At 59.6% G+C, this 25,785-nt stretch carries 30 protein-coding genes; 7 read left to right on the forward strand and 23 right to left on the reverse strand.

What is annotated here, in order from left to right; translation table 11 throughout:
• Window positions 1-273: 273 nt before the first annotated feature.
• Window positions 274-1,191 (reverse strand): flagellin, encoded by a 918-nt coding sequence (locus QD409_RS20705; protein ID WP_430763563.1) that lies wholly within the window; start codon window positions 1,189-1,191, stop codon window positions 274-276.
• A 338-nt stretch (window positions 1,192-1,529) separates the two neighbouring features.
• On the opposite strand from QD409_RS20705, the gene QD409_RS20710 reads away from it, so the two are divergent.
• Window positions 1,530-3,467 carry a glycosyl transferase gene (locus tag QD409_RS20710; RefSeq protein ID WP_430763595.1) on the forward strand — a complete coding sequence of 646 codons (1,938 nt, stop codon included), beginning with the start codon at window positions 1,530-1,532 and terminating at the stop codon, window positions 3,465-3,467.
• Between the two features lie 166 nt (window positions 3,468-3,633).
• On the opposite strand, the gene fliP is transcribed toward QD409_RS20710, so the two are convergent.
• The 13 genes from fliP to flgF all read right to left on the reverse strand — a co-directional run bounded on the left by fliP (window position 3,634) and on the right by flgF (window position 12,750).
• Entirely contained in the window at window positions 3,634-4,392 is a 759-nt protein-coding gene (fliP, locus tag QD409_RS20715; protein ID WP_092842852.1) for a flagellar type III secretion system pore protein FliP, read from the reverse strand.
• Window positions 4,389-4,880 carry a flagellar basal body-associated FliL family protein gene (locus QD409_RS20720; protein ID WP_092842859.1) on the reverse strand — a complete coding sequence of 164 codons (492 nt, stop codon included), beginning with the start codon at window positions 4,878-4,880 and terminating at the stop codon, window positions 4,389-4,391. The genes fliP and QD409_RS20720 overlap by 4 nt, the downstream gene beginning before the upstream one ends.
• Window positions 4,881-4,923: 43 nt before the next feature.
• On the reverse strand, window positions 4,924-5,637 hold the full coding sequence (flgH, locus tag QD409_RS20725) for a flagellar basal body L-ring protein FlgH (protein WP_092842861.1): 714 nt from the start codon (window positions 5,635-5,637) through the stop codon (window positions 4,924-4,926).
• Window positions 5,634-6,173, reverse strand: coding sequence for a MotE family protein (locus QD409_RS20730; RefSeq protein ID WP_092842863.1), 540 nt, complete (start codon window positions 6,171-6,173; stop codon window positions 5,634-5,636). Before QD409_RS20730 ends, flgH begins: the two co-directional genes overlap by 4 nt.
• Window positions 6,170-7,288 (reverse strand): flagellar basal body P-ring protein FlgI, encoded by a 1,119-nt coding sequence (locus QD409_RS20735; RefSeq protein ID WP_004128596.1) that lies wholly within the window; start codon window positions 7,286-7,288, stop codon window positions 6,170-6,172. The genes QD409_RS20730 and QD409_RS20735 overlap by 4 nt, the downstream gene beginning before the upstream one ends.
• Window positions 7,285-7,770, reverse strand: a complete 486-nt coding sequence (flgA, locus tag QD409_RS20740) for a flagellar basal body P-ring formation chaperone FlgA (RefSeq protein ID WP_425348502.1) — start codon at window positions 7,768-7,770, stop codon at window positions 7,285-7,287. Before flgA ends, QD409_RS20735 begins: the two co-directional genes overlap by 4 nt.
• Before the next feature lie 34 nt (window positions 7,771-7,804).
• The gene (flgG, locus tag QD409_RS20745) at window positions 7,805-8,593 is read right to left on the reverse strand and encodes a flagellar basal-body rod protein FlgG (RefSeq protein WP_092842867.1); all 789 of its coding nucleotides are present in this window, start codon (window positions 8,591-8,593) and stop codon (window positions 7,805-7,807) included.
• Between the two features lie 97 nt (window positions 8,594-8,690).
• Complete coding sequence (locus QD409_RS20750) at window positions 8,691-9,041, reverse strand: flagellar hook-basal body complex protein FliE (RefSeq protein ID WP_092842869.1); 351 nt, start codon at window positions 9,039-9,041, stop codon at window positions 8,691-8,693.
• A 2-nt stretch (window positions 9,042-9,043) separates the two neighbouring features.
• Window positions 9,044-9,457 carry a flagellar basal body rod protein FlgC gene (flgC, locus tag QD409_RS20755; RefSeq protein WP_092842871.1) on the reverse strand — a complete coding sequence of 138 codons (414 nt, stop codon included), beginning with the start codon at window positions 9,455-9,457 and terminating at the stop codon, window positions 9,044-9,046.
• Window positions 9,458-9,473: 16 nt separating this feature from the next.
• Window positions 9,474-9,866: a flagellar basal body rod protein FlgB gene (gene flgB / locus QD409_RS20760; protein WP_092842874.1), complete on the reverse strand. Its 393-nt coding sequence runs from the start codon at window positions 9,864-9,866 to the stop codon at window positions 9,474-9,476.
• A gap of 118 nt (window positions 9,867-9,984) precedes the next feature.
• Window positions 9,985-10,530: a flagellar protein gene (locus tag QD409_RS20765; RefSeq protein WP_092842876.1), complete on the reverse strand. Its 546-nt coding sequence runs from the start codon at window positions 10,528-10,530 to the stop codon at window positions 9,985-9,987.
• Window positions 10,531-10,614: 84 nt separating this feature from the next.
• Window positions 10,615-12,003: a flagellar protein export ATPase FliI gene (fliI, locus tag QD409_RS20770; RefSeq protein WP_092842877.1), complete on the reverse strand. Its 1,389-nt coding sequence runs from the start codon at window positions 12,001-12,003 to the stop codon at window positions 10,615-10,617.
• 12 nt (window positions 12,004-12,015) lie between these two features.
• Entirely contained in the window at window positions 12,016-12,750 is a 735-nt protein-coding gene (flgF, locus tag QD409_RS20775) for a flagellar basal-body rod protein FlgF (protein ID WP_092842879.1), read from the reverse strand.
• 221 nt (window positions 12,751-12,971) lie between these two features.
• On the opposite strand from flgF, the gene motA reads away from it, so the two are divergent.
• The 6 genes from motA to QD409_RS20805 all read left to right on the forward strand — a co-directional run bounded on the left by motA (window position 12,972) and on the right by QD409_RS20805 (window position 18,106).
• Window positions 12,972-13,844 carry a flagellar motor stator protein MotA gene (gene motA, locus QD409_RS20780; protein WP_004128566.1) on the forward strand — a complete coding sequence of 291 codons (873 nt, stop codon included), beginning with the start codon at window positions 12,972-12,974 and terminating at the stop codon, window positions 13,842-13,844.
• 5 nt (window positions 13,845-13,849) lie between these two features.
• Entirely contained in the window at window positions 13,850-14,797 is a 948-nt protein-coding gene (locus QD409_RS20785) for a FliM/FliN family flagellar motor switch protein (protein WP_092842881.1), read from the forward strand.
• A 66-nt stretch (window positions 14,798-14,863) separates the two neighbouring features.
• Window positions 14,864-15,394: a flagellar motor switch protein FliN gene (gene fliN, locus QD409_RS20790; RefSeq protein WP_092842883.1), complete on the forward strand. Its 531-nt coding sequence runs from the start codon at window positions 14,864-14,866 to the stop codon at window positions 15,392-15,394.
• 49 nt (window positions 15,395-15,443) lie between these two features.
• A complete protein-coding gene (gene fliG / locus QD409_RS20795; protein ID WP_004128558.1) occupies window positions 15,444-16,487 on the forward strand; it encodes a flagellar motor switch protein FliG in 1,044 nt (347 codons plus the stop codon).
• A gap of 93 nt (window positions 16,488-16,580) precedes the next feature.
• A complete protein-coding gene (gene flhB / locus QD409_RS20800; RefSeq protein WP_092842885.1) occupies window positions 16,581-17,660 on the forward strand; it encodes a flagellar biosynthesis protein FlhB in 1,080 nt (359 codons plus the stop codon).
• A 5-nt stretch (window positions 17,661-17,665) separates the two neighbouring features.
• On the forward strand, window positions 17,666-18,106 hold the full coding sequence (locus tag QD409_RS20805) for a hypothetical protein (protein ID WP_092842887.1): 441 nt from the start codon (window positions 17,666-17,668) through the stop codon (window positions 18,104-18,106).
• A 53-nt stretch (window positions 18,107-18,159) separates the two neighbouring features.
• On the opposite strand, the gene visR is transcribed toward QD409_RS20805, so the two are convergent.
• The 9 genes from visR to QD409_RS20850 all read right to left on the reverse strand — a co-directional run bounded on the left by visR (window position 18,160) and on the right by QD409_RS20850 (window position 25,782).
• Window positions 18,160-18,906: a transcriptional regulator VisR gene (visR, locus tag QD409_RS20810; RefSeq protein ID WP_167667856.1), complete on the reverse strand. Its 747-nt coding sequence runs from the start codon at window positions 18,904-18,906 to the stop codon at window positions 18,160-18,162.
• Between the two features lie 11 nt (window positions 18,907-18,917).
• A complete protein-coding gene (visN, locus tag QD409_RS20815) occupies window positions 18,918-19,655 on the reverse strand; it encodes a transcriptional regulator VisN (RefSeq protein WP_092842889.1) in 738 nt (245 codons plus the stop codon).
• Between the two features lie 523 nt (window positions 19,656-20,178).
• A complete protein-coding gene (gene fliF / locus QD409_RS20820) occupies window positions 20,179-21,858 on the reverse strand; it encodes a flagellar basal-body MS-ring/collar protein FliF (RefSeq protein ID WP_092842891.1) in 1,680 nt (559 codons plus the stop codon).
• Between the two features lie 165 nt (window positions 21,859-22,023).
• Entirely contained in the window at window positions 22,024-22,413 is a 390-nt protein-coding gene (gene cheT, locus QD409_RS20825) for a chemotaxis protein CheT (RefSeq protein WP_092842893.1), read from the reverse strand.
• A gap of 16 nt (window positions 22,414-22,429) precedes the next feature.
• A complete protein-coding gene (gene cheD, locus QD409_RS20830; protein WP_092842895.1) occupies window positions 22,430-22,984 on the reverse strand; it encodes a chemoreceptor glutamine deamidase CheD in 555 nt (184 codons plus the stop codon).
• A complete protein-coding gene (locus tag QD409_RS20835) occupies window positions 22,981-23,370 on the reverse strand; it encodes a response regulator (RefSeq protein ID WP_004128537.1) in 390 nt (129 codons plus the stop codon). The genes cheD and QD409_RS20835 overlap by 4 nt, the downstream gene beginning before the upstream one ends.
• Entirely contained in the window at window positions 23,370-24,413 is a 1,044-nt protein-coding gene (gene cheB, locus QD409_RS20840; protein WP_092842897.1) for a protein-glutamate O-methylesterase CheB, read from the reverse strand. The genes QD409_RS20835 and cheB overlap by 1 nt, the downstream gene beginning before the upstream one ends.
• On the reverse strand, window positions 24,410-25,318 hold the full coding sequence (gene cheR / locus QD409_RS20845) for a protein-glutamate O-methyltransferase CheR (protein ID WP_092842899.1): 909 nt from the start codon (window positions 25,316-25,318) through the stop codon (window positions 24,410-24,412). Before cheR ends, cheB begins: the two co-directional genes overlap by 4 nt.
• On the reverse strand, window positions 25,315-25,782 hold the full coding sequence (locus QD409_RS20850) for a chemotaxis protein CheW (protein ID WP_092842901.1): 468 nt from the start codon (window positions 25,780-25,782) through the stop codon (window positions 25,315-25,317). The genes cheR and QD409_RS20850 overlap by 4 nt, the downstream gene beginning before the upstream one ends.
• Window positions 25,783-25,785: the final 3 nt, after the last annotated feature.

A 25,785-nucleotide genomic window follows, 5' to 3' on the forward strand; every position in this document is an offset into this window, starting at 1 on the left:
AAGAATGCTCGTCATAATATTTGCCCCTTTTGGCAGTGGTTAAATCAAGGGACATTCCGGACCTAAAACCGGTAACGGCATTCAGCATCATGCCTGTTAACCCAATCCGTTAAGGTTAACTCGCCGCTTCGATGGTCCTAAGAAACAGCAATATAGTTAAGAAATCTTGAACCGCCTATAGACCGAAAAAATATAAAAAAACCGCGCCTTAGGTAGGCGCGGTTAACTTCTTGTTTAAGATTTTCGTTCGGCGTCAGACGCCGAAGCTTTTTATTAGCCGCGGAACAGCGACAGGATCGACTGGTTCGAGGAGTTGGCGATCGAGAGCGACTGGATCGCGAGCTGCTGCTGCGTCTGCAGAGCCGACAGCTTGCTCGATTCCTGTTCCATGTTGGCGTCAACCAGCTTGCCGACGCCCGACTGGATCGAGTCGGACAGCGACGAAGCGAAGCTCGTCTGCAGGGTGATACGGCTGGAGATCGAACCGAGCTTCGAGCCCATGCTGGTCATGGAGTTCAGAGCGGTCTGAACCATGTTCAGGGCGCTGGAGATCTGGCCGGTGGTCATCTTGCTGATGTCGAGGCTGAAGACCGAAGCGTTAACGGTGGTGTTCTTGGTGCCAAGGATACCCGAAGCCGTGTCGAGCGAGCCGGCTGCAGTCGTGCCGAACAGAACGTTGCCGACCGAGCTGGAGTCGAACTTGTAGGCCGTCGTGCTGACGGAAACCGTGCCGTTGGTGCCGCGGATGAAGGAGGAAACGACCGAAGCCGAGCCACCGTTCTGAGCCATGACCCAGTTTTCGCCGTTGAACGAAGCCGACTGGGCAACGCTCTGCAGCTGCTGCTGCAGCTGGCCGATTTCGCCCTGGACGGACTTCTTGTCGACAGAGCCTTCCATGGCAGTTGCAAGCTTGTTCTTGATCTGGCCGACGATGTCGATCGCGCTGGTAACAGCCGTCGAAGCAGTGTCAACCTTGGCGGCGCCGAGGCCGAGAGCGTCTGTAACAGCACCGATGGCGCCGTTGTCGGACTTCATGCTGGTGGCGATCGACCAGTAAGCGGCGTTGTCGGAAGCCTTGGAGATGCGCAGGCCCGACGATACGTGGCTCTGCGTCTGCTGCAGGTTGCTGGTGATGCCGCGCAGCGTCTGGAGGGCGGCCATTGCGGAATTGTTGGTAAGAATGCTGGTCATTGAGTGTGTCCCCTGGAAACTGGATACGAAAGGAGGACATACCGGACTGAGAATACCGGCGATGACGGAGCAGCTTCATGCCCCTCGATCCGTCTTCCTAGAGGACCAAACCCGTCATGTCGCAAGGAAAGTCGCATCCATTGCTTGCCAATTCCTTAAACGTGGCCTTAACGAAGCCGCCTATCCGGAACGTGGCTAAGAATGCGTAAAGGCCTTGCGATCGTTGCTTCGGTTTCAGGCAAGCTACGTGCGCGATGATCGAGCGAATCCATGATGCCGGCACTCGGCCTTTGAAGAGGGCCGGTTCAACATTCCGCTTGGAGTTCTCGCTCGTGAATATGAAAAACGCCTTTGTGACAGCGTCCAGTTTCTATCAGAAGGGACAATATACGCGCGCGCTCGAAACGCTGAACGACCTGCTCAACGTCGACAGGTCGGCCAAAACCTACGCGTTGCTGGCCAAGACCCTTCTGAAGCTCGGCTTCAAGGCGGATGCAGCGAGCGCCTACGAGCTGGCAGGCCGGCAACCGCCCCGTCGCGACGACTATCTGCGCGAAGCGCTGCTGCTCCACAGCGAGTGCGGCAATGACGATCAGGCGCTGGCAATCGGCAGCCTGATCCTACCGCTCGCGTTCAAGGATCCGGATCTGGCCTTCGTCCTCAGCCGCATTTTCCTGACCCGTCAGCAGAAAGAACTTCTGACCGGCTTCAAGAGCGTGCTCGTCGAAGGGCCGGAGATGAGGCATCGGATGATGGCGGCAACGCTCCTCACCGACGATCTCTACGAGGAAGGCAACAAGCACATCGTTGCGACTTTGTTCAAGACCTACCCCGACAATATCATCTTCCGGACGCTCTATCTGATCTTCGCGCGCGAGGAGTCGGATCTCGCGGCCGTCGACAAGCACATGGCGTCGGTCGTGGCATCGCTGGCACAGGGCAGGCTCGACCACGTCATCCCTGACAACCCTTTCTTCCATCTTCACTGGTGCGGCGACGAGGCGATCAACAAGCTCGCGATCCACGACACCGAACCGCTGCCCGTCGGCCATGGCGAGACACGCCGCACGCTTCCGCACGCATGGGGCCGAAAGATACGTATCGGTTATCTCTCCTCCGATTTCTGGCCGGGGCATGCGACAATGAAGCTGTTGCAGCATGTTCTCGAGCTGCATGACAAGGAGCGGTTCGAGGTCACTCTGTTCGACCACTCGAATCCGCTTGCTCAGCAGGAAGAGCAGTTCGATTACGAGAAGCTTGGAACGATGGTCGATATCCGCGACCTTTCCAACCAGGCGGCTGCGGAAGCGATCCGCGCGCGTGACATCGACATACTCATCGACCTCAAGGGGCATACCAAGGGAAGCCGGGCCCACATTCTCAATCACATGCCGGCTCCGATCCAGATTGCCTGGCTGGGCTTCCCCGGCACAACAGTCAATATCGATCTCGACTACATCGTCGGCGACCATTACGTGCTGCCGGAGCGTTCGAAAGAGCATTTCCACGAAAAGTTCTGCCGCCTGCCCGAATGCTATCAGCCGAACGATCCGCTCAACCGTCCGAAGCCGCAGCCGACGACGCGCGCCGAGCATGGGCTGCCGGAAGACGCCTTCGTCTTCGCTTCCTTCAACGGCAACCGCAAGATCACCTCGCAGATGATCGACGTCTGGTGCAATATTCTCAAGCGCACCAAGAACAGCGTGCTCTGGCTGCTGTGCAACGGCCCGAAAGCGGAAGCCAATCTCTGGGCGCGTCTGGAGGCAAACGGCATCAATCGCAAGCGTGTCGTCTTTACCGCCCGTATCGGCTACCAGGAACACATCGATCGTCAACAGCTTGCCGATCTCGGTCTCGACACTTTCCCGGTCAATGGCCATACGACCACGTCGGAACAGCTATGGGGCGGCCTGCCGGTGCTTACCATGAAGGGCACCAACTTCGCCTCCCGCGTCAGCGAAAGCCTGCTCAACGCGATCGGCGTGCCGGAGCTGGTTGCCGACGACATCAAGCAGTACGAAGACATGGCGGTGGAACTCGCCAACCAGCCGAAACGCATTGCGCAGCTCAAGGAGACGCTGGTAGCCAATCGCTACATCAAGCCGCTCTTCGACTCCGAGCGCTTCACGCACCATCTGGAGACGGCCTTCGAGATGATGGTGGAACGCGCCAAGCAGGGACTGGCGCCCGACCATATGGACGTGCCGGCACTGCCGACCCGCGCGGAACCCTTCATGACGGAAGACCAGAACGCAGCGGCCATCGCCGCCGAATAAACCCGAAGTCGCCGGGAGGAAAATTCTTCCCGGCGATTGCCCTTCGATTGCTTGTCCCAGAGCATTTCCGCTTCTCTTCGAAAAGCGAAAACGCTCTATCTTCTTGTTTCTTTGAGCATTCCGGACGGAAAACCGCTGCGCGCTTTTCCTGGAAATGCTCTAATTGTCAGTGGAATGAACGGACGAGGCTGCCGACCAACAGGTTCCAGCCATCGATCAGCACGAAGAACAGAATCTTGAAAGGCAGCGAGATCGACGTCGGCGGCAACATCATCATGCCCATGGCCATGACGATGGTTGACACGATCAGGTCGATGACGAGAAACGGCAGTACCACAAGGAAGCCGATTTCGAAGCCGCGGCGAATTTCCGAGATCATGAAAGCGGGGATGAGGACGCGATAGTCGATCTTGTTGTCGACCACGGTCGTCTGGCCCCGCTCCTTCGCCAGATCGACGAAAAGCTTCAGGTCCTTGTCGCGGGTATTGTTCGACATGAAGGTGCGGAACGGCTCGGCAATGCGCTGCACGGCGTCCGCTTCCGATATCTGATTGGCAAGTAGCGGTTGGACGCCATCCTTCCAAGCCTGATCGAAGGTCGGCGACATGACGTAGAATGTCATGAACAGCGCCAGGCTGAGCAGGATCATGTTCGACGGCGTCGTCGAAAGGCCCATGCCGGTGCGCAGGATCGAAAAGGCAATGATGAAGCGCGGAAAGCTCGTCACCATGATCAGGATGCCGGGCGCGATCGACAGGACCGTCAGGAGCCCGAACGTTCTGATGATCCAGGCGGCAACCGAGCCGTTCACCGGAGCGTTCAGAAGATCGGTGGGAAGCTGTTGCGGAAATTGCTGCGCCATCGCCAGTTCAGGCGAAAATGCAGCAATCACTAATATTAACAGGGCGAGTACTAATCGACTCATTCGATCACGAAAGTTCTGAACATAACTTTCGATACTCGTCCTTCCGAGCGCAGGTCAACACGCTCCTGAATGTCATCCCGAAGATATTGCAGGCCGCGCGCCCCTTCGATCTGCTGCAGGGAGACCGTGCGGATATAAGTCAGGATATCCTGATGGATCGATTGCGCGAGTTGCGCATCCGGCTGCCCCTTGAATACAAGGGCGAGTTCCAGCCTTATCCAGTTCTGCGAGGGGTAAGCCAGATTGGTGGTAATCGGGTCGAGCGCGATGATGCCGTTTGCCTGCGCTGCGGCCGCGGCCTGCTTGCCGCCGGCTGCCGGCGTTTTCGCCTGCACGGCCGCGGTGGCCGCCTTGATCCTTGGCGCGACCACGGTGCCGACCAGCCAGCCGCCGCCGCAGCCGAGCACAGTCAGCACCGATAGCCCGATGATCGTCATGATGAGCGGCGATCCCTTGCTCTTTGTCGGTTCGTCTGCGGCTGCCGCCATATCCCTATCCGTCCGTTGTCAAACTATCCGATGCCGTCAGCCGTCAGAGCGGCGACAGCAGATCGACCGCTTGCTGGCCTCTCGGCGGCTGCTGTACTTCGGTCAGGCGACCGCGTCCGCCATAGGAGATGCGCGCCTCGGCGATCTTGTCGTAGGAAATGGTGTTCTCCGAAGTGACGTCTTGCGGCCGCACGATACCGGCAACGTTGAGAATGCGGATTTCCTGGTTCATACGGACTTCTTGCGAGCCGCTGATCATCAGGTTGCCATTCTCGAGAATGCCTGTCACGACAGCGGCAACCAACAGGTTGATCTGCTCCGAACGCTGCATCTTGCCCTTGCCGTCGGTACTGGTGTCAGAGCCTGAGGTTGCATCGGCCTTGGTGTTGGGCTGCATGCCGAAGATCCTGGCGGAAATATTCCAGTTCATATCGCTCTTGTTCGTACGACTGCGATTGGTCTCGTTGTCCCAGTTCGCCTTGTCGTCGATCTTGATCGTGACGGTCAGGATGTCGCCGACATTGAGCGCGCGCGCGTCCTTGAAGAGCGCGGCCTGCGAATCGTTCCAGAGCGAATAGCCCTGCGCGACCTGGTGCGGCCGCTTCGGATATTGCGACATCTGCGGCGTCTGCGCATATTGCAAACCGCTGCCGATCGGACTCATGGCAGGCGCCCTGCCGATTTCCTTGAGGGCCTGCGACTGGCAGCCGGCAAGAAAGACGACGATTGCGCAGGTGGCCGTAAGACGCATGTTCATGAGGGGTCCTTCGACTTCGATGTATTCGGGTTGGATGCGCTGGCGATGATATTGGCTATAACGCCCGCCTTCTTCGCATCCATTTCCGCGAGAATAAGGCTCGACTGACGCGGCGATAGCTTCATGATGATGGCCGCCGCAACGACGGTCCTGACCTCGTTGAGGCTTGCCGCTGCGGCATCCGGCTTCATGTTCTTGTAGATATCGACCAGGCCGAGATCCGCTGTCTTGAGGAAGTCATCGCGCCGTTTCAGCCAGTCCTCATATTCGGCCTTGCGCTTATCCATAGTGGCGATGCGCTGATCGATATCGCCACGCAACTTCTCCAGATCCTGCTTCTGCAGCAGATAGCGCTGATCACGGGCCGGATCGGCGATGTTGGTGCAGAATTGCCGGATCTCGTCCTGGCTGGAAGCCGGATCGACAACCGGCTTTGCTGCCTGTTGCGCCACCGTGGTATCAAGCGACAGCAGCATAGCTGTCGTCGCGAGGCACGCGGAGATCAGCATTCTTCTGGCGATGACGATCGATATCATTGCAACACGAGCTCCGCTTGCAGGGCGCCGGCCGACTTGATGCCTTGCAGGATGGCGATGATGCCGTCCGGCTTGACGCCGATATTGTTGAGACCGGAGACCAGCGTCTTCAGGTCAGGCCCTTCCAGCACGGCGACACGGCCGCCGCTCTTGGTAGCGGTGATGTCGGTCTGGTCCTGAATGGCCGTCTGTCCGTTCGAGAACGGCTCGGGCTGGATCACCTGCGGGTTCTCGCTCACCTGCACGGTCAGCGTTCCATAGCTGACGGCGACCGGGGAGACGCGAACGTCGGCGCCGATGACGATCGTGCCCGTGCGCTCGTTGATGACGACCTTGGCCGGCGTATCCGTCTGGACATTGAGATTCTCGATATCGGCCATCAGCCGCGTCAGGTCGGCCATCTTCGGCTTGGCGACGGTAACCTCCTGCGAATCCTTCGCCTCGGCGATCGGCGAGCCGTAACGCGACGTTGCCCATGCGTTGACGGTGTCGGCGATGCGGATGGAGGTGGAGAAATCGGGGTTGCGCAGCTGCAGGACCAGATTGACCGAATCCTTGAAGCGCGAGGGCAGCTCGCGTTCGATGATGGCGCCGCCCGGTACGCGACCGGCAGTGGTGACACCTTCGGTAACGCTTGCGGCAGCACCCTGCGCCTGGAAGCCGGACACGATGACGGAACCCTGCGCAACGGCATAGATCTGGCCGTCGGCGCCGCTCAGCGAGGTCATGATGAGCGTGCCGCCACGCAGCGACGTCGCATCGCCGAGCGAGCTGACCGTCACGTCGATGCGGCTTCCCGGGCTTGCGAACGGCGGCAGATTGGCCGTCACCATGACGGCTGCGGTATTCCTGGCCGCGGACTGGCCACCCTGGGTCGAAATGCCCAGATTCTGCAGCATCGCGCGCATGGATTGCTCGGTGAACGGCGACGAACGCAAGCTGTCACCCGTTCCCTGGAGACCGACGATCAAGCCATAGCCGATGAGCTGGTTGTCGCGGCCGGATTGCAGCGACGCGATGTCCTTGATGCGCGACTGCATCGCGGCAGCCGGATCGGCAATGATCAGGCTGGGCAACGCGAACAGAATTGCGAGAAATTGACGAAGTCGTTTCATTTTGCGACCACGCGGATCGTACCGTTTTCAAGAACCGTGCCGTTGACGATGATGCCGGAATCCATGTTGCGAGCCCGGATACTGTCGCCGACGGCGCCGTCATCCAGTGGCGTCCCCGCCGCCGTGATCGTCATGGTGCCCATGCTCATGACCAGGCGGACATTGGAGCCGCGCATCACTGCAAAGGGCTGCCGCAGCGAGGAAACGGAGATGGTGCGACCGGGCAGAAGCGTCCGCTTCGATACCTTGCCGGTAACCTCCCGGATTCGCTTGACGTAGTCGCCCGTCAGATTGGGGTTGGTGACTTCGACCTCTTCGAGCTGGCCGCTGCTGATGATGTCGCCGGGATAGATCGTCTCGGTCGGGACGACGGCGGTACCCATGCTGCTCGCATCGGCGCTCTGGGCGCCGGCGGGCGCGGCCGGCACGACCACGATAGAAAGGCTCGCTGCGGCGAACCAGGCCATTGCTAAGCTTTTCATCCGGCGAAACCTCATGTTCAGCCCGTCCTTCCCGCTATTTCAGGTTCTTACTGACAATCTGCGCCATGTCGTCGGCTGTCGTGATGACCTTGGAGTTCATCTCGTAAGCGCGCTGCGCAGTGATCAGATCGGTGATTTCCTTGACCGGATCGACGTTCGACGATTCCAGGTAAAACTGCTTCATATAGCCGAAGCCGTTCTGGTTCGGATCGGAGATGACCGGGGTGCCGGAGGCCGGCGTCTGGGTGAAGAGGTTGCTGCCCATCGGCTGCAGGCCGGCTTCGTTGACGAAGTTGGCGATCTGAAGCTGCCCAAGGGTGGTCGGCGTCGTTGCCGTACCGATGGTTGCGGAAACCTGACCGGATTGGTTGATGGCGAGGTTGGTGGCGTTGTTCGGGATCGTGATCCCGGGCGCCAGCACATTGCCGTCGGGCGTGACGATCTGGCCGGTGTCGCTCTTGTTGAACGATCCGGCGCGGGTGTAGGCCGTCGTACCGTCCGGCATCTGGATCTGGAACCAGCCACGGCCGACGAGCGCGATGTCGAGATCGTTCTGCGTCTGGGACAACTGCCCCTGGATCTGGATATTGCGGACGGCAGTGGTCTGCACGCCGAGGCCGATGTTGGCGCCTTCCGGAACCACGGCCTGGTTCGGCCGGTTGGAAATGCCCTTGGCACGCTCGGTCTGATAGAGAAGGTCGGAGAACTCGGCGCGCGAACGCTTGTAACCCGTCGTATTGATGTTCGCGATGTTGTTCGCGATGACTTCGAGATTGGTCTGCTGGGCGTTCATACCCGTTGCGGCAATTGCGAGCGCTCTCATGCTTTCGTCCTTCGAGCTGGGGCGTGGTCTTCGGAGCCGCGATGCGGCGCGCGAACAACTTACGCAAAATCAAGTGATTAGAGCGAGAGAACCCGCTCTAGATCTGCATCCTGGTAATATCGAGAAATGCGGTAACGACCTTGTCGCGTAGCGCGATTGCGGTCTGCAGCGTCTGGTCGGCCTGCATGACCTTATCGACGACTTCGCGCGTGCTCATCGTTCCCTTAATGCCGGCGAAGGAGGCGTTTTCAGCTTCCTTCAGCGAGTTGACGGAATCCTTCGCGACATTCGACATGACCGAGGCGAAGCTCATTCCCGCCTCTGCTCCCATCGCGACGGCGGGCGAGGCGTTCATCGCGTCTGTAGCGACTGACGTCAGATCTGTGGCGATGCTGCCGAGGCCGCGGGTTGCCGAGAGAGAGGCGACATTCTTGATTGAGTCGATCATTATCAGTTCTTCAGCAGGTCAATGGTGGAAGAGATGAGATCGCGAGCCTGGCGGACCGTCTGCAGGTTGGCCTCATAGGAACGGTTGGCTTCGCGCATGTCGGCCATTTCGACGAGGACGTTGACGTTGGGCATCTTGACATAACCCTTCTGGTCCGCAGCCGGATTGCCAGGATCGTATTCCTGAATGAATTTGCCCGTATCTTCGCCCAGCTTCTTGACGCCGACCGTGGTCAGGCCGTTGGCGCGGTCCATTTCGGCGCCAAAGGTCACAGTCTTGCGCCGGTAGGGATCGGCACCGGGAGTATCGCCCGTCGAACGGGCGTTGGCGATATTTTCGGAAACGATACGCAGACGGGTCGATTGAGCCTCCAGGCCGGAGCCTGCAATCTTCAAAGCGGCGGATAAGGGGTCCATGGCATCTTCACTTCATCTATGGTTTTACGGTCATCAACATCATGCGATGAAAGGAACTCACGAGCGCAGTATTCAAGCCGTACTGGCGCTTGATTTCACCGGATTTGGAGAGCTCGTCCTCGAGGCCGACGGTGTTGCCCGACTCCTGGACGCCAATTTCCTGATTGAGCGACGCTTCCTGCACGTTGATATTGCCGCTCGAACTGAAATCATTGCCCGAAAGATGCGCAGGATCGGTTCTCGCCATGGTGACGTTCTGGTTGTCCAGAACTGCCTGGAACGGCGTGACGTCCTTGGAGCGATACTTCGGGGTATTGGCATTGGCGATGTTGCCGGCAACGACTTCCTGGCGCGCCTGGAGCCACTCGGCTTGCCGCGAGGCCAGGTCAAAGAGCTGAATCGGTTGCATGGGCTTCACTCCGTTCTTACACTGGGAAACTAGCGGGATAATCTTGCGTGGGACTTGCGGGAATTGCGTTCCTGCGAAGGTCTTCGAAGTGGCGGAAACACAGGCACTTCCGGGTCTTTCATTTGTTGCCGTAGATATCGCCCGCGGAGGTGACGATGATCCACTTTCCGTCTCGCTGTTCGATCGAGGCCAGGCGACTGTTGTCGGGCAGAACGGAGCCGACGCGCACGACGTACATGCCGGTATCGTCCTCGATCAGCGCGCGCCCGTTGACCACATGCAGCAGGTGGAATGGGGTCTTGCCGGGAAACGGCTGCTGATCGGCGGGTTGCCCCTTGTCGTCCTCGCGGCCGATATTGCTGACTGTCGCGGTCGTCAGCGGATCGGGAATTAGGTCCCGCGGCTCGCTGGGGTTCTTGTTGACCATGGCGAGCGGCGATACGCTGACCACCTCGCGGCCAGGCCAGTTCGGCAGATCGCGGGTGCGATCGCCTTCAGCGACCTGGATGCCGAACTTGTCCGGATTCAGGAAAACGTACCAGGGAAAGAAGGCGGAGGCACCGGCGAGCACCAGCCCCGTACAGGCCAAAGCCTTGTCGGTGATGGTCCGTCTCCTTGCCGACCTCGGCGGAGTTACCGGTTCGTCTGCGTCGGATTCTCTCACGTCTGACCCCTCTTTCGGCGCGCAATGCCGGAATATCGGCTGGTTGCGAGCAATGGATGGTTGAAGCGATCCTTCATGCGGCCGTCACTTGGCTCTCGCCGGCACTGCGCCGGCAGAGCCATTTCTGAGCGCGGTCGCAAGATCGGTGAAGGCATCTTCCGATGGCCCTTCGCCAGGGGTCTGCTTCAGAATGTCGTAGATGATCGGCACCTGGCGGACAGCGATATCGAGATCGCCATCGCTGCCCTGGCGGTAGCCGCCGATCAGGCGCAGATCGCGGGTTTCCTCATATCGGTGCACGAGCGCCTTCAGCCGCGAGACCAGCTTTTCCTGATCCGAGGTCCAAGCCTTGCGCGCCAGACGCGACACCGACGCCAGCGGATCGATCGGCGGATAGCGGCCTTCCTCGGCGAGACTGCGCTGCAGGACGATGTGACCGTCGAGAATGCCGCGGGTGGAGTCTGCGATCGGGTCGTTGTGATTGTCGCCGTCGACGAGGATGGAAATGATGGCGGTAATCGTTCCCGTGCCTTCCGGCCCCGGCCCTGCCCGCTCGAGCAGGCGCGGCAATTCCGTGAAGACCGAGGCGGGATATCCGCGGGCGATCGGCGGCTCGCCGGATGCGGTGGCGACTTCGCGAATGGCATGGGCGAAGCGGGTCACGCTATCGACGATCAAAAGTACATTGTCGCCCTGATCGCGGAAATGCTCGGCAATGGTGATCGCCGACAGAGGCGCCATCTTGCGCAGCATCGGGCTTTCGTCGCTGGTCGCAACGACGGCCACCGATTTCTGCATATGGCTGCCGAGCGTATCCTCGATGAACTCGCGCACTTCGCGGCCACGTTCGCCGACAAGCGCGATGACCACCTTGTCAAAGGCTTCGGCTCTGGCCAGCATCGACAGGAGCGTCGATTTGCCGACGCCGGAGCCGGCAAAGATGCCGAGGCGCTGGCCGAGGCAAAGCGGCGAAAAGATATCGATGGCCCGTACGCCGGTCTTGAAACCGGTTTCGACGCGCTGGCGCGTCATCGACGGCGGAGCGGTATTGGAGATCGAACGCGACTCGAGCCCCGCCGCCAAAGGGCCTAATCCGTCGATCGGCTCGCCCAGCGAATTGATCGTGCGGCCGCACCAGCTGTTGTCGGGCGCGATGCGGAAAGCCCCCTTGCGGATGATGGTATCCTGGATGCCGATCGGCTCGCCAGGCTCGATCGGACAAACATAGGTCAGCTCCGGCTCGACGCGCACGACCTCGCCGAGATGGATGCCCGTCTTCGAGCGATGGGCAACGAAGTCACCGAGGCGCACCTGCCTGGAAAGGCCGGCAACCGTGTAATGTCCAGCGGCGATGGTGCGCACGTGACCGCCATGGGCCACGGCATTCTCCGCCATCGCATACTGTCCTGCCAGAACAGCCATATGCGAAAGCTTCGGCGACAGCGCGTCCTCCGGCAACCGATCCTCGACCATGATTCGTCCTCTTTACTGGCTGCCGCCGAGGGTCTTGATCGCGTCGGTGAGAGTGCCTTCGCTGCTGCTGGTGAGCGTGCTGATATTGTCGAATGCGCGGCTGACCTCGATCAGATTGGTCATTTCCCGCATGCCGTTCACGTTGGAATTTTCAAGATATCCCTGTGCGACGCCGACATTCGAGCGGTCGATAACCGACTGGGGCGTGTCGGTCGGCAGGATGCCGCTATTCTGGTAGCGCAGGAAACCCTTGCCCACATCCGCATTGTAGAGCCCGATCTGACCCATGACCTTGCCGTTCTGCGCGATCGTGCCATTCGACGCGACGGTCGGGGCGCCGCCCGACGGATCGAGCTGGATCGGGGCGCCGCCGGGGTCGACGATGGGAAAGCCGCGCACGGACACCAGCGCACCGCTTTCGTTCATGGTGAAGCGGCCGTCGCGCGTCAGCACCAGGCCGGCAGGCGTATTCAGGCCGAACCAGGCATCGCCCTTGACGGCGAAATCGAAGAGATTGCCGGTGTTCTGCAGTTCGCCATTTTCGACGGAGAGATAGTCGTTGCCTTGCGATACGAAGGCGACCTTGGCGTTGAGCTTGTTTTCGGTGTTGCTGAGAACCTGATCGAACTTGACCTCGGTACCGCGGAAGCCGGTCGTGTTCACATTGGCCAAGTTATCGGCGATTGTTGTCAGACGCCGCTCGAGCGCCATCTGGGACGATAGCGCCACATAAATACCAGACTGCATTTTCAACGCCCTCCGGACATTGGAGAATAACGGGAAAGGAAACGCTAGGGCGTTCCTACATTTCGTTAGCGGGGCATGGATGCCCTTACCCGCTATCCTGCCGGCATTGGCTTGTGCGAAGCTGACACGGCAAAATAAGGTTGCGAGCGACATCGAACAGCCTCACGCAAGGCAGATCTCCTAGTTCATCGTATGAAGCAACGTTCAGGTGTGGACCGACGATGAACATTATTATCGGATTTGTAGTGACCTGCGGCTGCATCATAGGCAGCTTTATGGCTATGGGCGGAGACGTAGGCGCGCTGTTCCAGCCCTTCGAATTTGTCATTATCGCAGGCGCCGGTCTCGGCGGCTTCATCATGGCCAATCCGATGAAGGTCGTGAAGGACTCGGGCAAGGCGCTCGGCGAAGCCTTCCGCCATGCGGTTCCCAAAGAACGCAATTATCTCGACACGCTCGGCGTGCTCTATGCCCTGATGCGCGACCTGCGCACCAAGTCGCGCAACGAGATCGAAGCCCATATCGACAATCCGGATGAATCGGCGATCTTCCAGGCCGCGCCGACGGTGTTGAAGAACAAGGATCTCACGGCTTTCATCTGCGATTATGTCCGCCTCATCATCATCGGTAACGCCCGCTCGCACGAGATCGAGGCGCTGATGGACGAAGAACTCGACACCATGCAGCACGACAAGATGAAGCCCTATCACGCGATCACGATCATGGGCGATTCGTTCCCCGCCATCGGTATCGTCGCCGCCGTTCTCGGCGTCATCAAGGCCATGAGCCACATCAACGAATCACCTGAGGTTCTCGGCCACCTCATCGGATCGGCGCTCGTCGGCACCTTCCTCGGCATCATCCTGTCCTATTCCGTCTGCGCGCCGCTGGTTTCGCAGATCAAGGTCGTACGCAACAAGCAGCACCGCCTCTACGTCATCGTGAAGCAGACGCTGCTGGCTTACATGAACGGTTCCGTACCGCAGGTCGCGCTCGAATACGGCCGTAAGACCATCTCCTCCTACGAGCGCCCATCCATCGATGCCGTCGAGCAGGAAATGATGAACCCCGGCGGTGAAAGCAAGGCGGCCTGACAATCATGAGCCAGCAATCCGCACATAAGGCACAAGCGATGGATCGCACCCTCTTTGCCAAGCTCACAGGCAATCTTGGCGATCAGGCGACGATCTCCAAGCTCGGTACCTCCTTCGCTCAGGTCTATGCCGAATTCCTGCCCGATATCATCAAGAGCGAGACGGGTCTCGAGATCAGCATTGCCTATGCCGGCTGTCAGTCCGGCTTGATGAACGACCTGATCGCCGGGCTCGGCGGCAATCATGCTATGGTCAACGGATCATTGCGCAACTGGGCGCCCAAATTCGCTCTCGGTTGCGGCACCAGTTTCATTATGACGCTGATGGAACACATGCTGGGAGCTCGCCCGGAAGACATGGAAGTGGCCGTTGCAAGGCCGCTTTCGGTGATCGAGCTCGATCTTTCCGTCATGGTGTTCGACAAGATTGCCAATGTGCTCCGTTCGGCGGTTAACGCCTCTGGCGGCTTCGAGCCCTACCTGGATCCGCCCCGCAACGTCGAAGATCTCCCGACAGCGATTGGCGAGGAGAACGACGACTTTGCCGCTGCAATCACGATGATGATTTCGCTTGGCAAATGCGTTTCCCAGATCGTCATCATCGTGCCCCAGCGCGATCTGCTGCGCACCGTCGTCAGCGCGCCGCGTGCGAAAAATCCAACGGCCGCCTCCCAGGCCTGGTCGGAGCAGCTCAGCGAACAGGTGCGCCGCTCGCAAGTGACGCTGGAAGCCCGCATCCGACTGCAATCGCTGACGCTCGATACGATTTCCAAGCTCGAGGTCGGCGACGTCATTCCCTTCATGGATAATACCGGCGACGTCCGGGTTGAGGTCAGCGCCAACAGCAAAGACCTTTATATTTGCGAATTCGGCCGTTCCGGCGAAAATTATACTGTGCGCGTCAAGGACAACGTCAACTCCGACGACGAGCTTCTTCGACACCTAATGAATTGACCGGCTGGCGGGTGGCCTCCCCACCCACGGCAGCTTGAGGCAAGTTTCAACTGGAATAGTGATTTCATGGCTACGAAGACGATACAGCAAGACAGCGACGAATCGCTGGAGATTTCAAACAGCGACGCCGCATTGGACGAGGCCATCGATGGTCTGCGCGGCGTCCTGAAGAAGGATAGCGACGGCGGCATGCCGGATCTCGACACCGATGCCTTCGGCGCGGAAACCGGCACGGATCTTTCCACCTTCGGCGATTTCGGCGACGAGGATTCCAGCCCGGCTTTCGGCGACAGCGATTTTGCCAGCGCCTCCGCGGCGCCGGCGCCGCTCGGCAGCGCTCTTGCCGCCAATCTCGACATGATCATGGATATCCCGATCGACGTCCAGATCGTGCTCGGCACCAGCCGCATGCAGGTTTCCGGCCTGATGAATCTGAGCGAAGGCGCAATCATCGCGCTCGACAAGAAGATCGGCGAACCTGTCGAAATCACCGTAAACGGCCGCAAGATCGGCCGGGGCGAAATTACCGTTCTGGAACATGATGACACCAGATTCGGTATCAAGCTCACTGAAGTCTACAACACGAAAAAAAGCTGAACCCGGCTCAGGATGAGCCCACTCCCTGTGCGGGATGGAGACGAAGACCATGATGGACTTTGACGATTTCAGCGGCGCACTTGCCGAGAAACCGTTATCTCAGACTGAAAAGGCGGCCGCCGTCCTTCTTGCTATGGGAAAGCAGGTGGCAGGGCGGCTGCTCAAATATTTTACCCAGAACGAATTGCAGATGATCATTGCCTCCGCGCAATCGCTGAGGCTCATTCCGCCGGACGAACTGGCTCAGCTCGTCGCGGAATTCGAGGACCTGTTTACCGAAGGCGCCGGCCTGATGGATAACGCCAAGGCCATCGAGAGCATTCTCGAGGAAGGCCTGACGCCGGACGAAGTAGACAGCCTGCTCGGCCGCCGTACCGCCTTCCAGGCCTACGAGACCTCGATCTGGGATCGCCTGGGCGAAGCGGATCCTGTCTTCGTTGCCAAGTTCCTCCTGCGCGAGCATCCGCAGACTATCGCCTATGTCCTGTCGATGATGCCTTCCGCTTTCGGCGCGAAGGTGCTGCTGCAGCTTCCCGAAGCCCAGCGCGCCGACATCATGAACCGTACCGTCAACCTGAAGGAAGTCAGCCCGAAAGCCGCGCAGATCATCGAGAACCGCGTGCTCGGACTGATGGCGGAGATCGATGCGGAACGCAACGCTTCCGGCTCGACCAAGGTCGCGGACCTCATGAACGAACTCGACAAGCCGCAGGTCGATACGCTGCTGACCTCGCTCGAATCGATCAACAAGGAATCGGTCGAGAAGGTTCGTCCGAAGATCTTCCTGTTCGACGATCTCACACGCATGCCGCAGCCGAGCCGCGTGCTGCTGCTCAACGATATCGCCTCGGACATTCTGACCATGGCGCTGCGGGGCTCGAACACGGAGATTCGCGAGATCGTCCTGTCCTCGATCAGCCCGCGCCAGCGTCGCATGATCGAATCGGATCTGCAGATGGGCAATACCGGCATCAACCCGCGCGAAATCGCTATCGCGCGGCGCGCCATCGCCCAGGAAGCCATCCGGCTTGCCAATTCCGGCCAGATCGAGCTCAAGCCCAAGGAAAATACGCCTGTGGAAGAAGCGGCTTGATCTCGCCGCGACTCACTTGAATTGTCTTAGAGTGCTAAGCTCAGGGCCGCGTATGAAGCGCGGCCCGTTTCCGTTGCGTAAAGGGCGGCTGCTTTGGCTGACGAAGACAAGGACAGTAAAACAGAAAACCCGACGGAGAAAAAACTCCGCGACACCCTGGAGAAGGGTAACGTACCGCATTCCAGGGAAGCAACGATCTTTGCCACTATGCTGGCGACGGTTATCTACGTCACCTTCTTCCTGCCCGCACGCATGGGCCGCATGGGCGAGATCCTGCGTGACCTCTTCGAAAAGCCGGATCAATGGAAGCTTGAGACCGGCCCCGACGCCATCTCGCTCTTCATCCGCATAGGCTGGGAAATCGCCAACATGGTGCTGCCCGCCGTGGTGCTCTTCCTGACCTTCGGCATCGGCGCCTCGATGTTCCAGAACCTGCCGACGCCGGTGCTGGAGCGAATCAGGCCGCAGTTCTCGCGGATCTCGCCCGTTGCCGGCTGGAAGCGCATATTCAGCATGACGGGCCTGGTGGAATTCGGAAAGTCTCTCACGAAGATCGTCATCGTGAGCGTCATCATGTTTTTCGTGCTGCGCAGCCAGTTCTTCCATTCGATCGACGCGATGGCTTCTGATCCGCAAACCATCTTTGTACGGCTCGCGACGATCGTTCAGCGAATCCTGGTCATCGTGCTCCTCGCAACCGCGGTCGTCGGCATCGCCGATATATTGTGGAGCCGTTACCACTGGTTCGACGAGCTGAGGATGACGAAGCAGGAAGTCAAGGACGAACACAAACAGTCGCAGGGCGACCCGATCGTCAAGTCGCGCCAGCGCTCGATCGCGCGTGACCGCGCCCGCCGGCGCATGATGAAGCAGGTGCCGCGCGCGACCCTCGTCATCGCCAACCCGACTCACTTTGCCGTGGCCTTGCGCTATGTACGCGAGGAAAACGACGCACCTGTCGTCGTTGCCAAGGGCCAGGATCTGATCGCTTTGAAAATCAGGGAGATAGCGGAAGCCAACAATATTCCCGTTTTCGAAGATCCGCCCCTCGCTCGCTCCATGTTTGCGCAAGTCTCGGTTGATAGCGTCATACCGTCAGTATTTTACAAGGCGGTCGCCGAACTTATCCATCGGATCTATGCCGTGCAGTCAAATAGAAAACGGGTACGATAAACCATATGAAAAAATGCCCCTACTCTGCCCAGCGCGAACAAATACTTGCCCAAGCCATCAGCCCCGTCGCAAGCGAGCTGCGTCTTCTCGATGCCGCCGACTTGATCTCGCTGCTGCGTTTCGAACGCTACGGTAATCTTGCTGACCTCGTGGCCTCGGCCGCTGAGCTCTATTTCCTTCCAGGCGTGGTCAATTTCGGGCTCGGTGGCGACTATAAGCTCGATTGGGGCGGCCCGGCCGAAGTGACGCTCGATCTGGAGATCAAACCGCAGGGCGTCACCATCTATGCCAAGCTTGCCCTGACGGAGCACTACGCCGGCATCGAAATCAACCATATCGCCTTCGACAGGGCATCTGCCGATCCGGACGAGAACACGGCACTTCTCGCACGCAGTCTGAAGGATGCACGTTACGTCACCCACGGCGAAACAGTGCACGCATTCTGAACCCCTGAAGAAAAACGAAGACCTGCGAAGCTATCCGCCGAGGCGCTGCACTGTCAGCTTATGTAGCCGAAGCGGATCGCCTTCGCGATCGCCTGGATGCGATTGACGCTGTCGAGCTTGATCGTTGCCGATCCGAGATAGGCGTTGACGGTATGAACCGACAATCCCAGTTTTTCTGCGATTTCTTCGCTGATGCGCCCGTCGCCGGCCAGCTGCAGGCAGGCGATCTCGCGCTCGCTCAGCGCTTCGGCCGCCTGAGAGCGGCGTTCGTCCAGCGACAGTAGCTCCATCATGATCTGACAGCTGCGGCCATGCAATTCGACGATCATGTCACTCGCCAGATCCATGAATTTCGCCGTGAAGACGACGTAGCCATTGCCTACGGCTCCGAGCCGCACGGGAAAAGCAACGCCGGCGAAGGGCAAGAGATGGGGTTTCAGGCGCTGCGTAAAGGCCGCAAAGTCGGGCGTCTCGGCGGTGCTGTCGCTATCGCGGCCATTCCACATGAGCGGAAGCAGCGACTTGTCGATGTGCTCGATCATGGCGTCGCCGTAGGCATCCACGAAAGACTTGGCAATGACGGAATTGGCGGAGCCCCAGTTGTCGAGCTCGCAGACCAGACGTTGCTTATGCGGCAGGCCGGAGCCGTGAAGGCGGTAGACCGCGAAGTGCTGTGCATCGATCAGCTTCAGCATCGATACCAGCTTCGGGAAGAGATCGGAGCGACCAGAAATCCGGCCCGAGCGGGTCAGCCGCGCTTCTGTCGGCATGTCCATCGTCCTGTCTGGCTGATATCGCATTCAACGAGCCTTCAAACGAGGTTGTTTCGCACGGCAAAGGCAATAGCCTCGGACCGGGTCTTGGTGGCGGTCTTGCGCATGACGCTGGTGATGTAGTTGTTGATGGTGTTGCGCGATATCCCGAGGATCATGGCAATCTCATCGCTCGTCTTGCCTTCGGCAATCCAGAACAAGCATTCCAGCTCGCGGTCGGTCAGATCGAAATCGCGCTCCAGCTTGTCCTCGAAGCAGCGGGTGCAGCTGGCAAGGTAGCCCGACAGCAGACCGACATCGCGCAAGCGCTCCGACGCGAGCGATGCCGATTCGCGAGCCAGCAGCATCAGGGAAAAGCGCGTACGGCCGACATTGAGGGTCAGCGCGTGATATTGCCGGCCAACGCCTTCCGGCAACTCGATATCCTCAGGCAGAGAAGCCAGGCTCGGCTGGAACAGCGACATGCACTTTTCCAGCTCGCCCATACGGCCATAACCGCTGGTCAATTCGGAGGCCAGGCGCCTGACGAGATCGAAGGGCCAGTCGGAAGAGACGACGAAATCGAGGCCGCTTTCCTGGATGAAATCACAGCGCGCCAGAAGATAGTGCGAGGCACCGGCGTAGTTCGCCAGCGCGCGCAGCCCGGCTTGCAGATAGGTTGGGCCGGAAATGGCGCTCAGCTGAAGAACGAGCTGCTCGCGCGACATGGCGCCGGCTGATGCCGTTGACCGCGCATCCCTATCGCCTTTGCTCAACTGCGATATCTGTATGTCCATTCCTGCATTTCCTGCCACTGTTGGACGATCTGTCGTCAACGAGAGCATCATTCCGTCGAAACCCGTCACATCGCCCAGAAAAACCGATCGCGATTTTCCAGAAGGCATCAGAGCCGAATCATTATTTACCGCGACACAAACACATCCCGGTGAAGGCAGGGCGGGAGAACGCACCCGGTATTGGTTTTCACGTCGGCAATCGTACCAGCATAAGCACTGCGGACACGATCTACGAACCATGAACCGATTGTTCCGTCCCTCGAACTCTGCAAGTTCCAAGAACTTGCGAAATACATAAATCGAGGGCCGATTCGCGCCAGTTAAACGGCTACGACATATAGTCACACTATTTGTAGGTCGATTCTTTCTACCCAGCAACGTATATCCGCTGAAATTCCATCTTACGAACACGTCAAATTACTTGATCGCGGCTAACTGGCCACAGTGAAGCCCGTAACTTGGCTGACGGCGGAGGACAGCAGCCCAAAAATGCAAACGACCGGGATCTCTCCCGGTCGTTCCGTCAGGCAGCCTGGTCGACGGCCCATTTTCTAAGGATTTTTGCGGCGCGCTCTTCGCTGATTTCCACCATACGCGACAGGCGGCGTTCGGGCCCTTCCTTGACGCGGCGGTTGAAGGTGCCGGCGTCGTCGCCCATGGTCAGCAGATCGTCGGTACTGTCGAAGCCGAAGTCCGAGCCGAAGCCGTCCATGAGCGCGGCACCGGGACCGCCCACGGCGGGAGCGAAGTCCGGCAATTCCAGGCCGGCCGCCTCCGGCAGGGCCGTGGCACCAGCCGCGCCGCCACCAAGCGAGCGGATCAGCGGACGGAAGCCCATCCAGACGATCAGGAAGGCAACCGCAACGAAGGCCAGCGAATTGATGATGCCCGCGAGGTTACGGCTCAGCATGTCCATGATGCTGAAGCTTGAAGAGGTGTCTTCGAGCAGCTGATTGTCGAGGAAGTTCATCGCATTGACGGTGACGACGTCGCCACGAGTCTGATCGACGCCTGCAGCCGTTGCAACGATCTTCTGCATTTCGGCGATATAGGCATCGACCTTCGCCTGGTCGGCGCCTTCGCCGAGCATCTGGGCGATGCGGCCCCTGTTGACCACCACGGCTACGGAGAGCTTTTCGATCTTGTAGCTGTTGCGGGTTGTCGCCGTCGTCTTGCTGTTGATTTCGTAGTTGGTCTGCTCTTCGCGCTTGTCGGACTGATCGTTCGACGTCGGCGAGTTGCCGCCGGATTTCGGAGCCGCCTGCGGGATATTCTGTTCCACGGTCGCGGCCGTATCAGGCTGGCTCTGCTGCGACTTCTGCGCTTCCTTTACCGTGCGGACGGAACGCTCGACCTTCGATTCCGGATCGAAGGTGGTTTCCTTGACCTGCTGGCTGTCGGTATTGAGCTGTGCCGTTACGCTGGAACGGAAATTGTCCATGCCGAGGAACGGTGCGAGCGCCTTGTTGATGTTGCCTTCGATCTCGCCCTGCACGTTCTGCACGATGCCGAGATTACGGCTGAGCGCGCCGTTGCTGGGATCGTCGCCCGATGCGAGCAGCTGGCCGGTCGAATCGAGGATCGTAACGTCGTCGACCTCCAGGCCCGGAACGGCGGAGGCAACCAGATGACGGATGGCCGGCGCCGATTTGCGGGCCGCATCCGCACTGGCGCGGATCATCACCGAGGCCGTCGGCTTCTGGTCCGCCCGGCGGAAATTGCCGACATCCTGCATGACGATGTGAACGCGTGCGGCGCTGATGCCTGCGATGGAAGTGATGGTGCGGCCGATTTCGCCTTCGAGCGCGCGGACGCGGGTGACTTCCTGCATGAAGGAGGTCAGGCCGAGCGAACCGACATTGTCGAAGAGTTCGTAGCCGGCTTTGCCGCTGCTGGGCAGGCCGCGTTCGGCAAGCAGCGCACGAGCCTTGCCGGTCATCCCGGCCGGAACGGTCAGGCTCGTGCCGTCGGTACCAACCTGAAAATTGATCTTTGCTTCTGCGAGCGCAATGCTGATCTGATTGAGATCGGTCGCATCCAGGCCGACATAAAGTGTCTCCTGGGCGGGCTTGTTAACGTAAAGGGCCGCAAGAAGGACCATCACAATGGAAGCTGCGGCGACGCCACCCATAATCAGCAGGCGCGTTCTGCCCAGATTCTGGAGATTCCGGAATAGGGGAACTAATTGATTTAACAGATTCATTCTGTTCTCGCACGATTCGTCAAAGACCTGATGGCTTTGTGCTCTGTAGCGAAAATAGAAATCGAAACTTGTGCGAGCGTTTCGTCCGGCCTTGCCAGAAGGAAAAAGCCGGGGAGAAACGGAGAGAATTATATAAGAAAAACAATATCCGTTGCGGATGCCCGATCAGAAGAAATCGAAGTCGCCGGCAGCCTTTGCCATGGGCTGGGGAAGGGAGTGAAAATTGCCGCCACTAAGCGCCTTCTGCATCTCGGTCAGCTTGACGAGGCTCAATGCCGCCGCGAGATCGACCGTCCATCCCTCCGGCATGGTGCCGGCAATGGTATCGATGAACTCGGCGATGCCGCGCGTTTTCTGCACCGCGAGGTCGATGCCCTGTATGACCTTCATCGTCCCGGGCGATTCCAGCACCTTGGCGCCGCCGACATCGAGCAGCTGCGGCTCGATGCGTTCGATCAGATAGGCGACGTCGTGCAATTCGGAAACGATGCGCAGCAAGATAGCCGGAAGCATGTCCTCGTTGGCAGTCATTTCAGCGCGCTGGAAGGAAGTCATGCGGTTGCCTCGTTGATCAGAAAAATTCGATCGTATTGTCGACCGGCTTCGGAGCGACGACCGGACGCTGTTCCAGCGCCACGGTCTTCTGCGTCTCCGCACCGGTTAGCGGGTATTGTCTGGCTCGTCCGGAGATCGGCCAATATTCGACCTTGCGCCCATGTTCGCCGCCGGTGCTGGAACCGACGACGGGGATGCCTTCGTCCTTCAAGAACTGCATGGCAAAGGCTGCATTCTGCTCGCCGACATTGGAGAAGGTAGCGATCGTCTTGGCACCGCCGAAGACTTTTGCCTCCAGCCGGTCGCGACGCGCACCCTTCTTCAGGAGGCCGTTGATCAGAAGTTCCATCAGGTGCACGCCGTATCGCGTCGCATCACCACCGCTCATCGGCGAGCTTGCCATTCCCGGAAGGAGGAAATGGTTCATGCCGCCGACGCCGGCGATCGGGTCGCGCAGGCAGGCCGCCACACAGGAACCAAGAATGGTGGTCAACACCACATCCGGATCGCTTAGAACCTTATACTCGCCCTGGATGATGTGCACGCGACGGGCAGCACCCTCAACGATCATTTCAATGCTCCGAACACGGCCTCGATGGCTGCTTTCATCTTTTCAATGGTGAAGGGCTTCGCCAGAACATTGTTGGCCCCGAGCTGAGCCGCTTTCTGAACCAGCGCGCGGTCGCCCTGTGCCGTCAGGATGATGAAGGCGGCCTTCTTCGTCGTCGGATTGGTACGGACGGCCTGCAGCAGGCCGAGCCCATCCATCTTCGGCATGTTGAAGTCGGAAATGACCAGATGATGGGGCTGCTGCTCCATGATCTTCATCCCCTGTTCACCGTCGCCGGCCGCCGTGATCTGCTTGAAGCCGAGCTGCGTCAGCGCATCGCTCAACAAGAGGCGGCTGGTGACCTGATCGTCGACGATCAGAACTTTGATTTTCTCCGCTAGAGACATTATTCGCTCCCTTCCTTTCGGGCGGCTGTGATTTTCAGAATTTCCTCGCCAATGGCATTCAGCGGAAACTGTTGTTCGACGGCGCCGAGCTCGTGGGCGACCCTCGGCATACCGTAGACCACGCAGGTCTTCTCGTTCTGGCCGATGGTGCGCGCACCGGCGTGGCGCATCTTGAGGAGACCGGCGGCGCCGTCGCGCCCCATGCCGGTCAGGATTACGCCGACGGCGTTGCGGCCTGCCAGTTCGGCAACCGAATCGAAAAGCACGTCGACGGAAGGGCGATGGCCGTTTACCGGCCCGCCGTCTACCAGACGGCAATGGGGTGCCGAAGCGTTGGCAACCCGCAGGTGCCTTTCGCCGCCGGGCGCCAGATAGATCTTGCCGATCGCCAATCGCGCACCATCAGTCGCCTCTTCCACGACAGGTGCGCAGAGGCGGTTCAGACGTTCGGCAAAGCTGCGCGTAAACGTCGGAGGCATATGCTGGGTGATGACCGTCGGCGGACAATTGGCCGGAAATTTCTGCAGCACATTGATCAACGCCTCGACGCCGCCGGTGGACGAACCGATGGCAACGATCTTGCGACCGACGCGGAAATCGGCGACGGCCTGCACCGGCGCGCGTTGTGCGGCAGGCTTGACATATTGTCGCTGCGAACGGGCAGCAGCCTTAACCTTCTCCGCCAGGTCGCCGAAGGGATGCGGCTCGCTCGGCGAGGGTTTCCCGACGCAATCGAACGCACCGATTTCCAGGGCTGCGAGCGTCGCATCGGCGCCGCGATGCGTCAGGGTCGAAACCATGATGACCGGCATGGGCCGCAGCGTCATGATCTTTTCCAGAAATTCGAGGCCGTTCATGTTCGGCATCTCGATATCGAGTGTGACGACATCCGGATTGAGAGCCTTGATTGCGGCGCGCGCCTCGAGCGCATCACCGGCCTGGCCGACGACGTCAACCTCGGGGTCGGAGCGTAGCACCGCAGTGATCAGGCCACGCATGGTCGGAGAATCGTCGACAACGAGAACACGGGCAGCGGCGCTCATGGTTTCCTCCCCGCGTTTTTGCCAAGATAGCGATAGGTCGTGATGCCGATGTTATCGAAGAGATGTTTCGATTCCCCAGCGACACGCTCGGAATGGCCGATATAGAGGTGGCCGCCCTCCTGCAACTGACCGGCGAAACGCGACCAGATCTTCACCTGCGTCGGTTCGTCGAAATAGATGACGACGTTGCGGCAGAAGATGACGTCGAAGGTGCCCTTGAAGGGCCACTGCGCCATCAAGTTCAGCTCGTTGAAGGTAATGAGCCGCTTGACGCGGTCATCGATCTGAAATTTGCGGCGCCCCTGAACATTGACTTCCTGGAACCATTGCTTGCGCATCGCGGGCGAGATCGTTTCCAGCGCTGCTTCGTCATAGGCGCCGGCACGGGCGAGACCGAGGATCTTCGGATCGATATCCGTCGCCAGGATCTTAAAATCGAGCTCCGCGACATTCGGCATGAGCGCCAGAACCGTCAGAGCGATCGAGTAAGGCTCCTGGCCGTCGGAGCAGGCGGCAGACCAGATCCGCACGCGGCCGCCGGCCTTGGCGCGTGCCAGCAGGCCCGGCAGGACCTCAGTGCGCAGATGATCGAAATGGTGGTTCTCGCGGAAGAAGCGGGTGAAGTTGGTCGTCAGATGCGACAGCATCTCGCGCCGCGCCGCACTTCCCGCCGGCGAAGAAACCAGCAGGCAATAATCGCGGAAGCCCGGCAGACCCAGCGCGCGAATATGCTTCGACAGCCGCGAATAGACCAGCGACGCCTTGCTTTCATTGAGGGAAATACCGGCATCCGCATAGATCATGGCGGCGATCTCGGCGAGATCGCGCCGGGTCAGCGGATATTCACCGCTAGCCAGGACCTCGTCCGGCGATGCCTTGAGATCTATTGCTCCCATCACATTCATGCAGCTTCGCTTTCACTCTCGGGGAACAGGGCTTCCAGTTCGATCAGGCAGATCATGCGGCGGTCGATGGCGACGATGCCGCGCGCGAACTGCCGTTCATGGTCGGACGAGACATCTGGCGTCGGCTGGACACTGTCATCGGTGATCGTCAGAATGTCCGAGACGGCATCGACGAGAAGGCCCACCACCTTGCGGTTGACCTGCGCCACAATGATCACATGCCGCGCCGTCGGCTCCGCATTCTTCATGCCCAGCCGGCTCGAAAGATCGATGATCGGCAGTACGGCACCGCGCAAGTTGACGACGCCAAGCATATAGGCAGGCGCATGCGGCATGACGGTTGCCGGCGTCCAGCCACGAATTTCCCGAACCGACATGATGTCGACGCAGAACTCCTGGTCGCCGATCCGAAAGGCGATCAGCTCCCGGGCCCCCTGGATCATGTTCTTGACGGCATGGGACATCGA

This window comes from Rhizobium sp. BR 315, assembly GCF_050577975.1.
In the GTDB taxonomy this organism is placed as follows: Bacteria; Pseudomonadota; Alphaproteobacteria; order Rhizobiales; family Rhizobiaceae; genus Rhizobium; species Rhizobium miluonense.

Coding starts and splice junctions, on each gene's coding strand:
- QD409_RS20705 (WP_430763563.1), bottom strand. CDS start 1,191: ATGACCAGCATTCTTACCAACAATTCCGCAATGGCCGCCCTCCAGACG.
- QD409_RS20710 (WP_430763595.1), top strand. CDS start 1,530: ATGAAAAACGCCTTTGTGACAGCGTCCAGTTTCTATCAGAAGGGACAA.
- fliP (WP_092842852.1), bottom strand. CDS start 4,392: ATGAGTCGATTAGTACTCGCCCTGTTAATATTAGTGATTGCTGCATTT.
- QD409_RS20720 (WP_092842859.1), bottom strand. CDS start 4,880: ATGGCGGCAGCCGCAGACGAACCGACAAAGAGCAAGGGATCGCCGCTC.
- flgH (WP_092842861.1), bottom strand. CDS start 5,637: ATGAACATGCGTCTTACGGCCACCTGCGCAATCGTCGTCTTTCTTGCC.
- QD409_RS20730 (WP_092842863.1), bottom strand. CDS start 6,173: ATGATATCGATCGTCATCGCCAGAAGAATGCTGATCTCCGCGTGCCTC.
- QD409_RS20735 (WP_004128596.1), bottom strand. CDS start 7,288: ATGAAACGACTTCGTCAATTTCTCGCAATTCTGTTCGCGTTGCCCAGC.
- flgA (WP_425348502.1), bottom strand. CDS start 7,770: ATGAAAAGCTTAGCAATGGCCTGGTTCGCCGCAGCGAGCCTTTCTATC.
- flgG (WP_092842867.1), bottom strand. CDS start 8,593: ATGAGAGCGCTCGCAATTGCCGCAACGGGTATGAACGCCCAGCAGACC.
- QD409_RS20750 (WP_092842869.1), bottom strand. CDS start 9,041: ATGATCGACTCAATCAAGAATGTCGCCTCTCTCTCGGCAACCCGCGGC.
- flgC (WP_092842871.1), bottom strand. CDS start 9,457: ATGGACCCCTTATCCGCCGCTTTGAAGATTGCAGGCTCCGGCCTGGAG.
- flgB (WP_092842874.1), bottom strand. CDS start 9,866: ATGCAACCGATTCAGCTCTTTGACCTGGCCTCGCGGCAAGCCGAGTGG.
- fliI (WP_092842877.1), bottom strand. CDS start 12,003: ATGGTCGAGGATCGGTTGCCGGAGGACGCGCTGTCGCCGAAGCTTTCG.
- flgF (WP_092842879.1), bottom strand. CDS start 12,750: ATGCAGTCTGGTATTTATGTGGCGCTATCGTCCCAGATGGCGCTCGAG.
- motA (WP_004128566.1), top strand. CDS start 12,972: ATGAACATTATTATCGGATTTGTAGTGACCTGCGGCTGCATCATAGGC.
- QD409_RS20785 (WP_092842881.1), top strand. CDS start 13,850: ATGAGCCAGCAATCCGCACATAAGGCACAAGCGATGGATCGCACCCTC.
- fliN (WP_092842883.1), top strand. CDS start 14,864: ATGGCTACGAAGACGATACAGCAAGACAGCGACGAATCGCTGGAGATT.
- fliG (WP_004128558.1), top strand. CDS start 15,444: ATGATGGACTTTGACGATTTCAGCGGCGCACTTGCCGAGAAACCGTTA.
- QD409_RS20805 (WP_092842887.1), top strand. CDS start 17,666: ATGAAAAAATGCCCCTACTCTGCCCAGCGCGAACAAATACTTGCCCAA.
- visR (WP_167667856.1), bottom strand. CDS start 18,906: ATGCGATATCAGCCAGACAGGACGATGGACATGCCGACAGAAGCGCGG.
- visN (WP_092842889.1), bottom strand. CDS start 19,655: ATGGACATACAGATATCGCAGTTGAGCAAAGGCGATAGGGATGCGCGG.
- fliF (WP_092842891.1), bottom strand. CDS start 21,858: ATGAATCTGTTAAATCAATTAGTTCCCCTATTCCGGAATCTCCAGAAT.
- cheT (WP_092842893.1), bottom strand. CDS start 22,413: ATGACTTCCTTCCAGCGCGCTGAAATGACTGCCAACGAGGACATGCTT.
- cheD (WP_092842895.1), bottom strand. CDS start 22,984: ATGATCGTTGAGGGTGCTGCCCGTCGCGTGCACATCATCCAGGGCGAG.
- QD409_RS20835 (WP_004128537.1), bottom strand. CDS start 23,370: ATGTCTCTAGCGGAGAAAATCAAAGTTCTGATCGTCGACGATCAGGTC.
- cheB (WP_092842897.1), bottom strand. CDS start 24,413: ATGAGCGCCGCTGCCCGTGTTCTCGTTGTCGACGATTCTCCGACCATG.
- cheR (WP_092842899.1), bottom strand. CDS start 25,318: ATGAATGTGATGGGAGCAATAGATCTCAAGGCATCGCCGGACGAGGTC.
- QD409_RS20850 (WP_092842901.1), bottom strand. CDS start 25,782: ATGTCCCATGCCGTCAAGAACATGATCCAGGGGGCCCGGGAGCTGATC.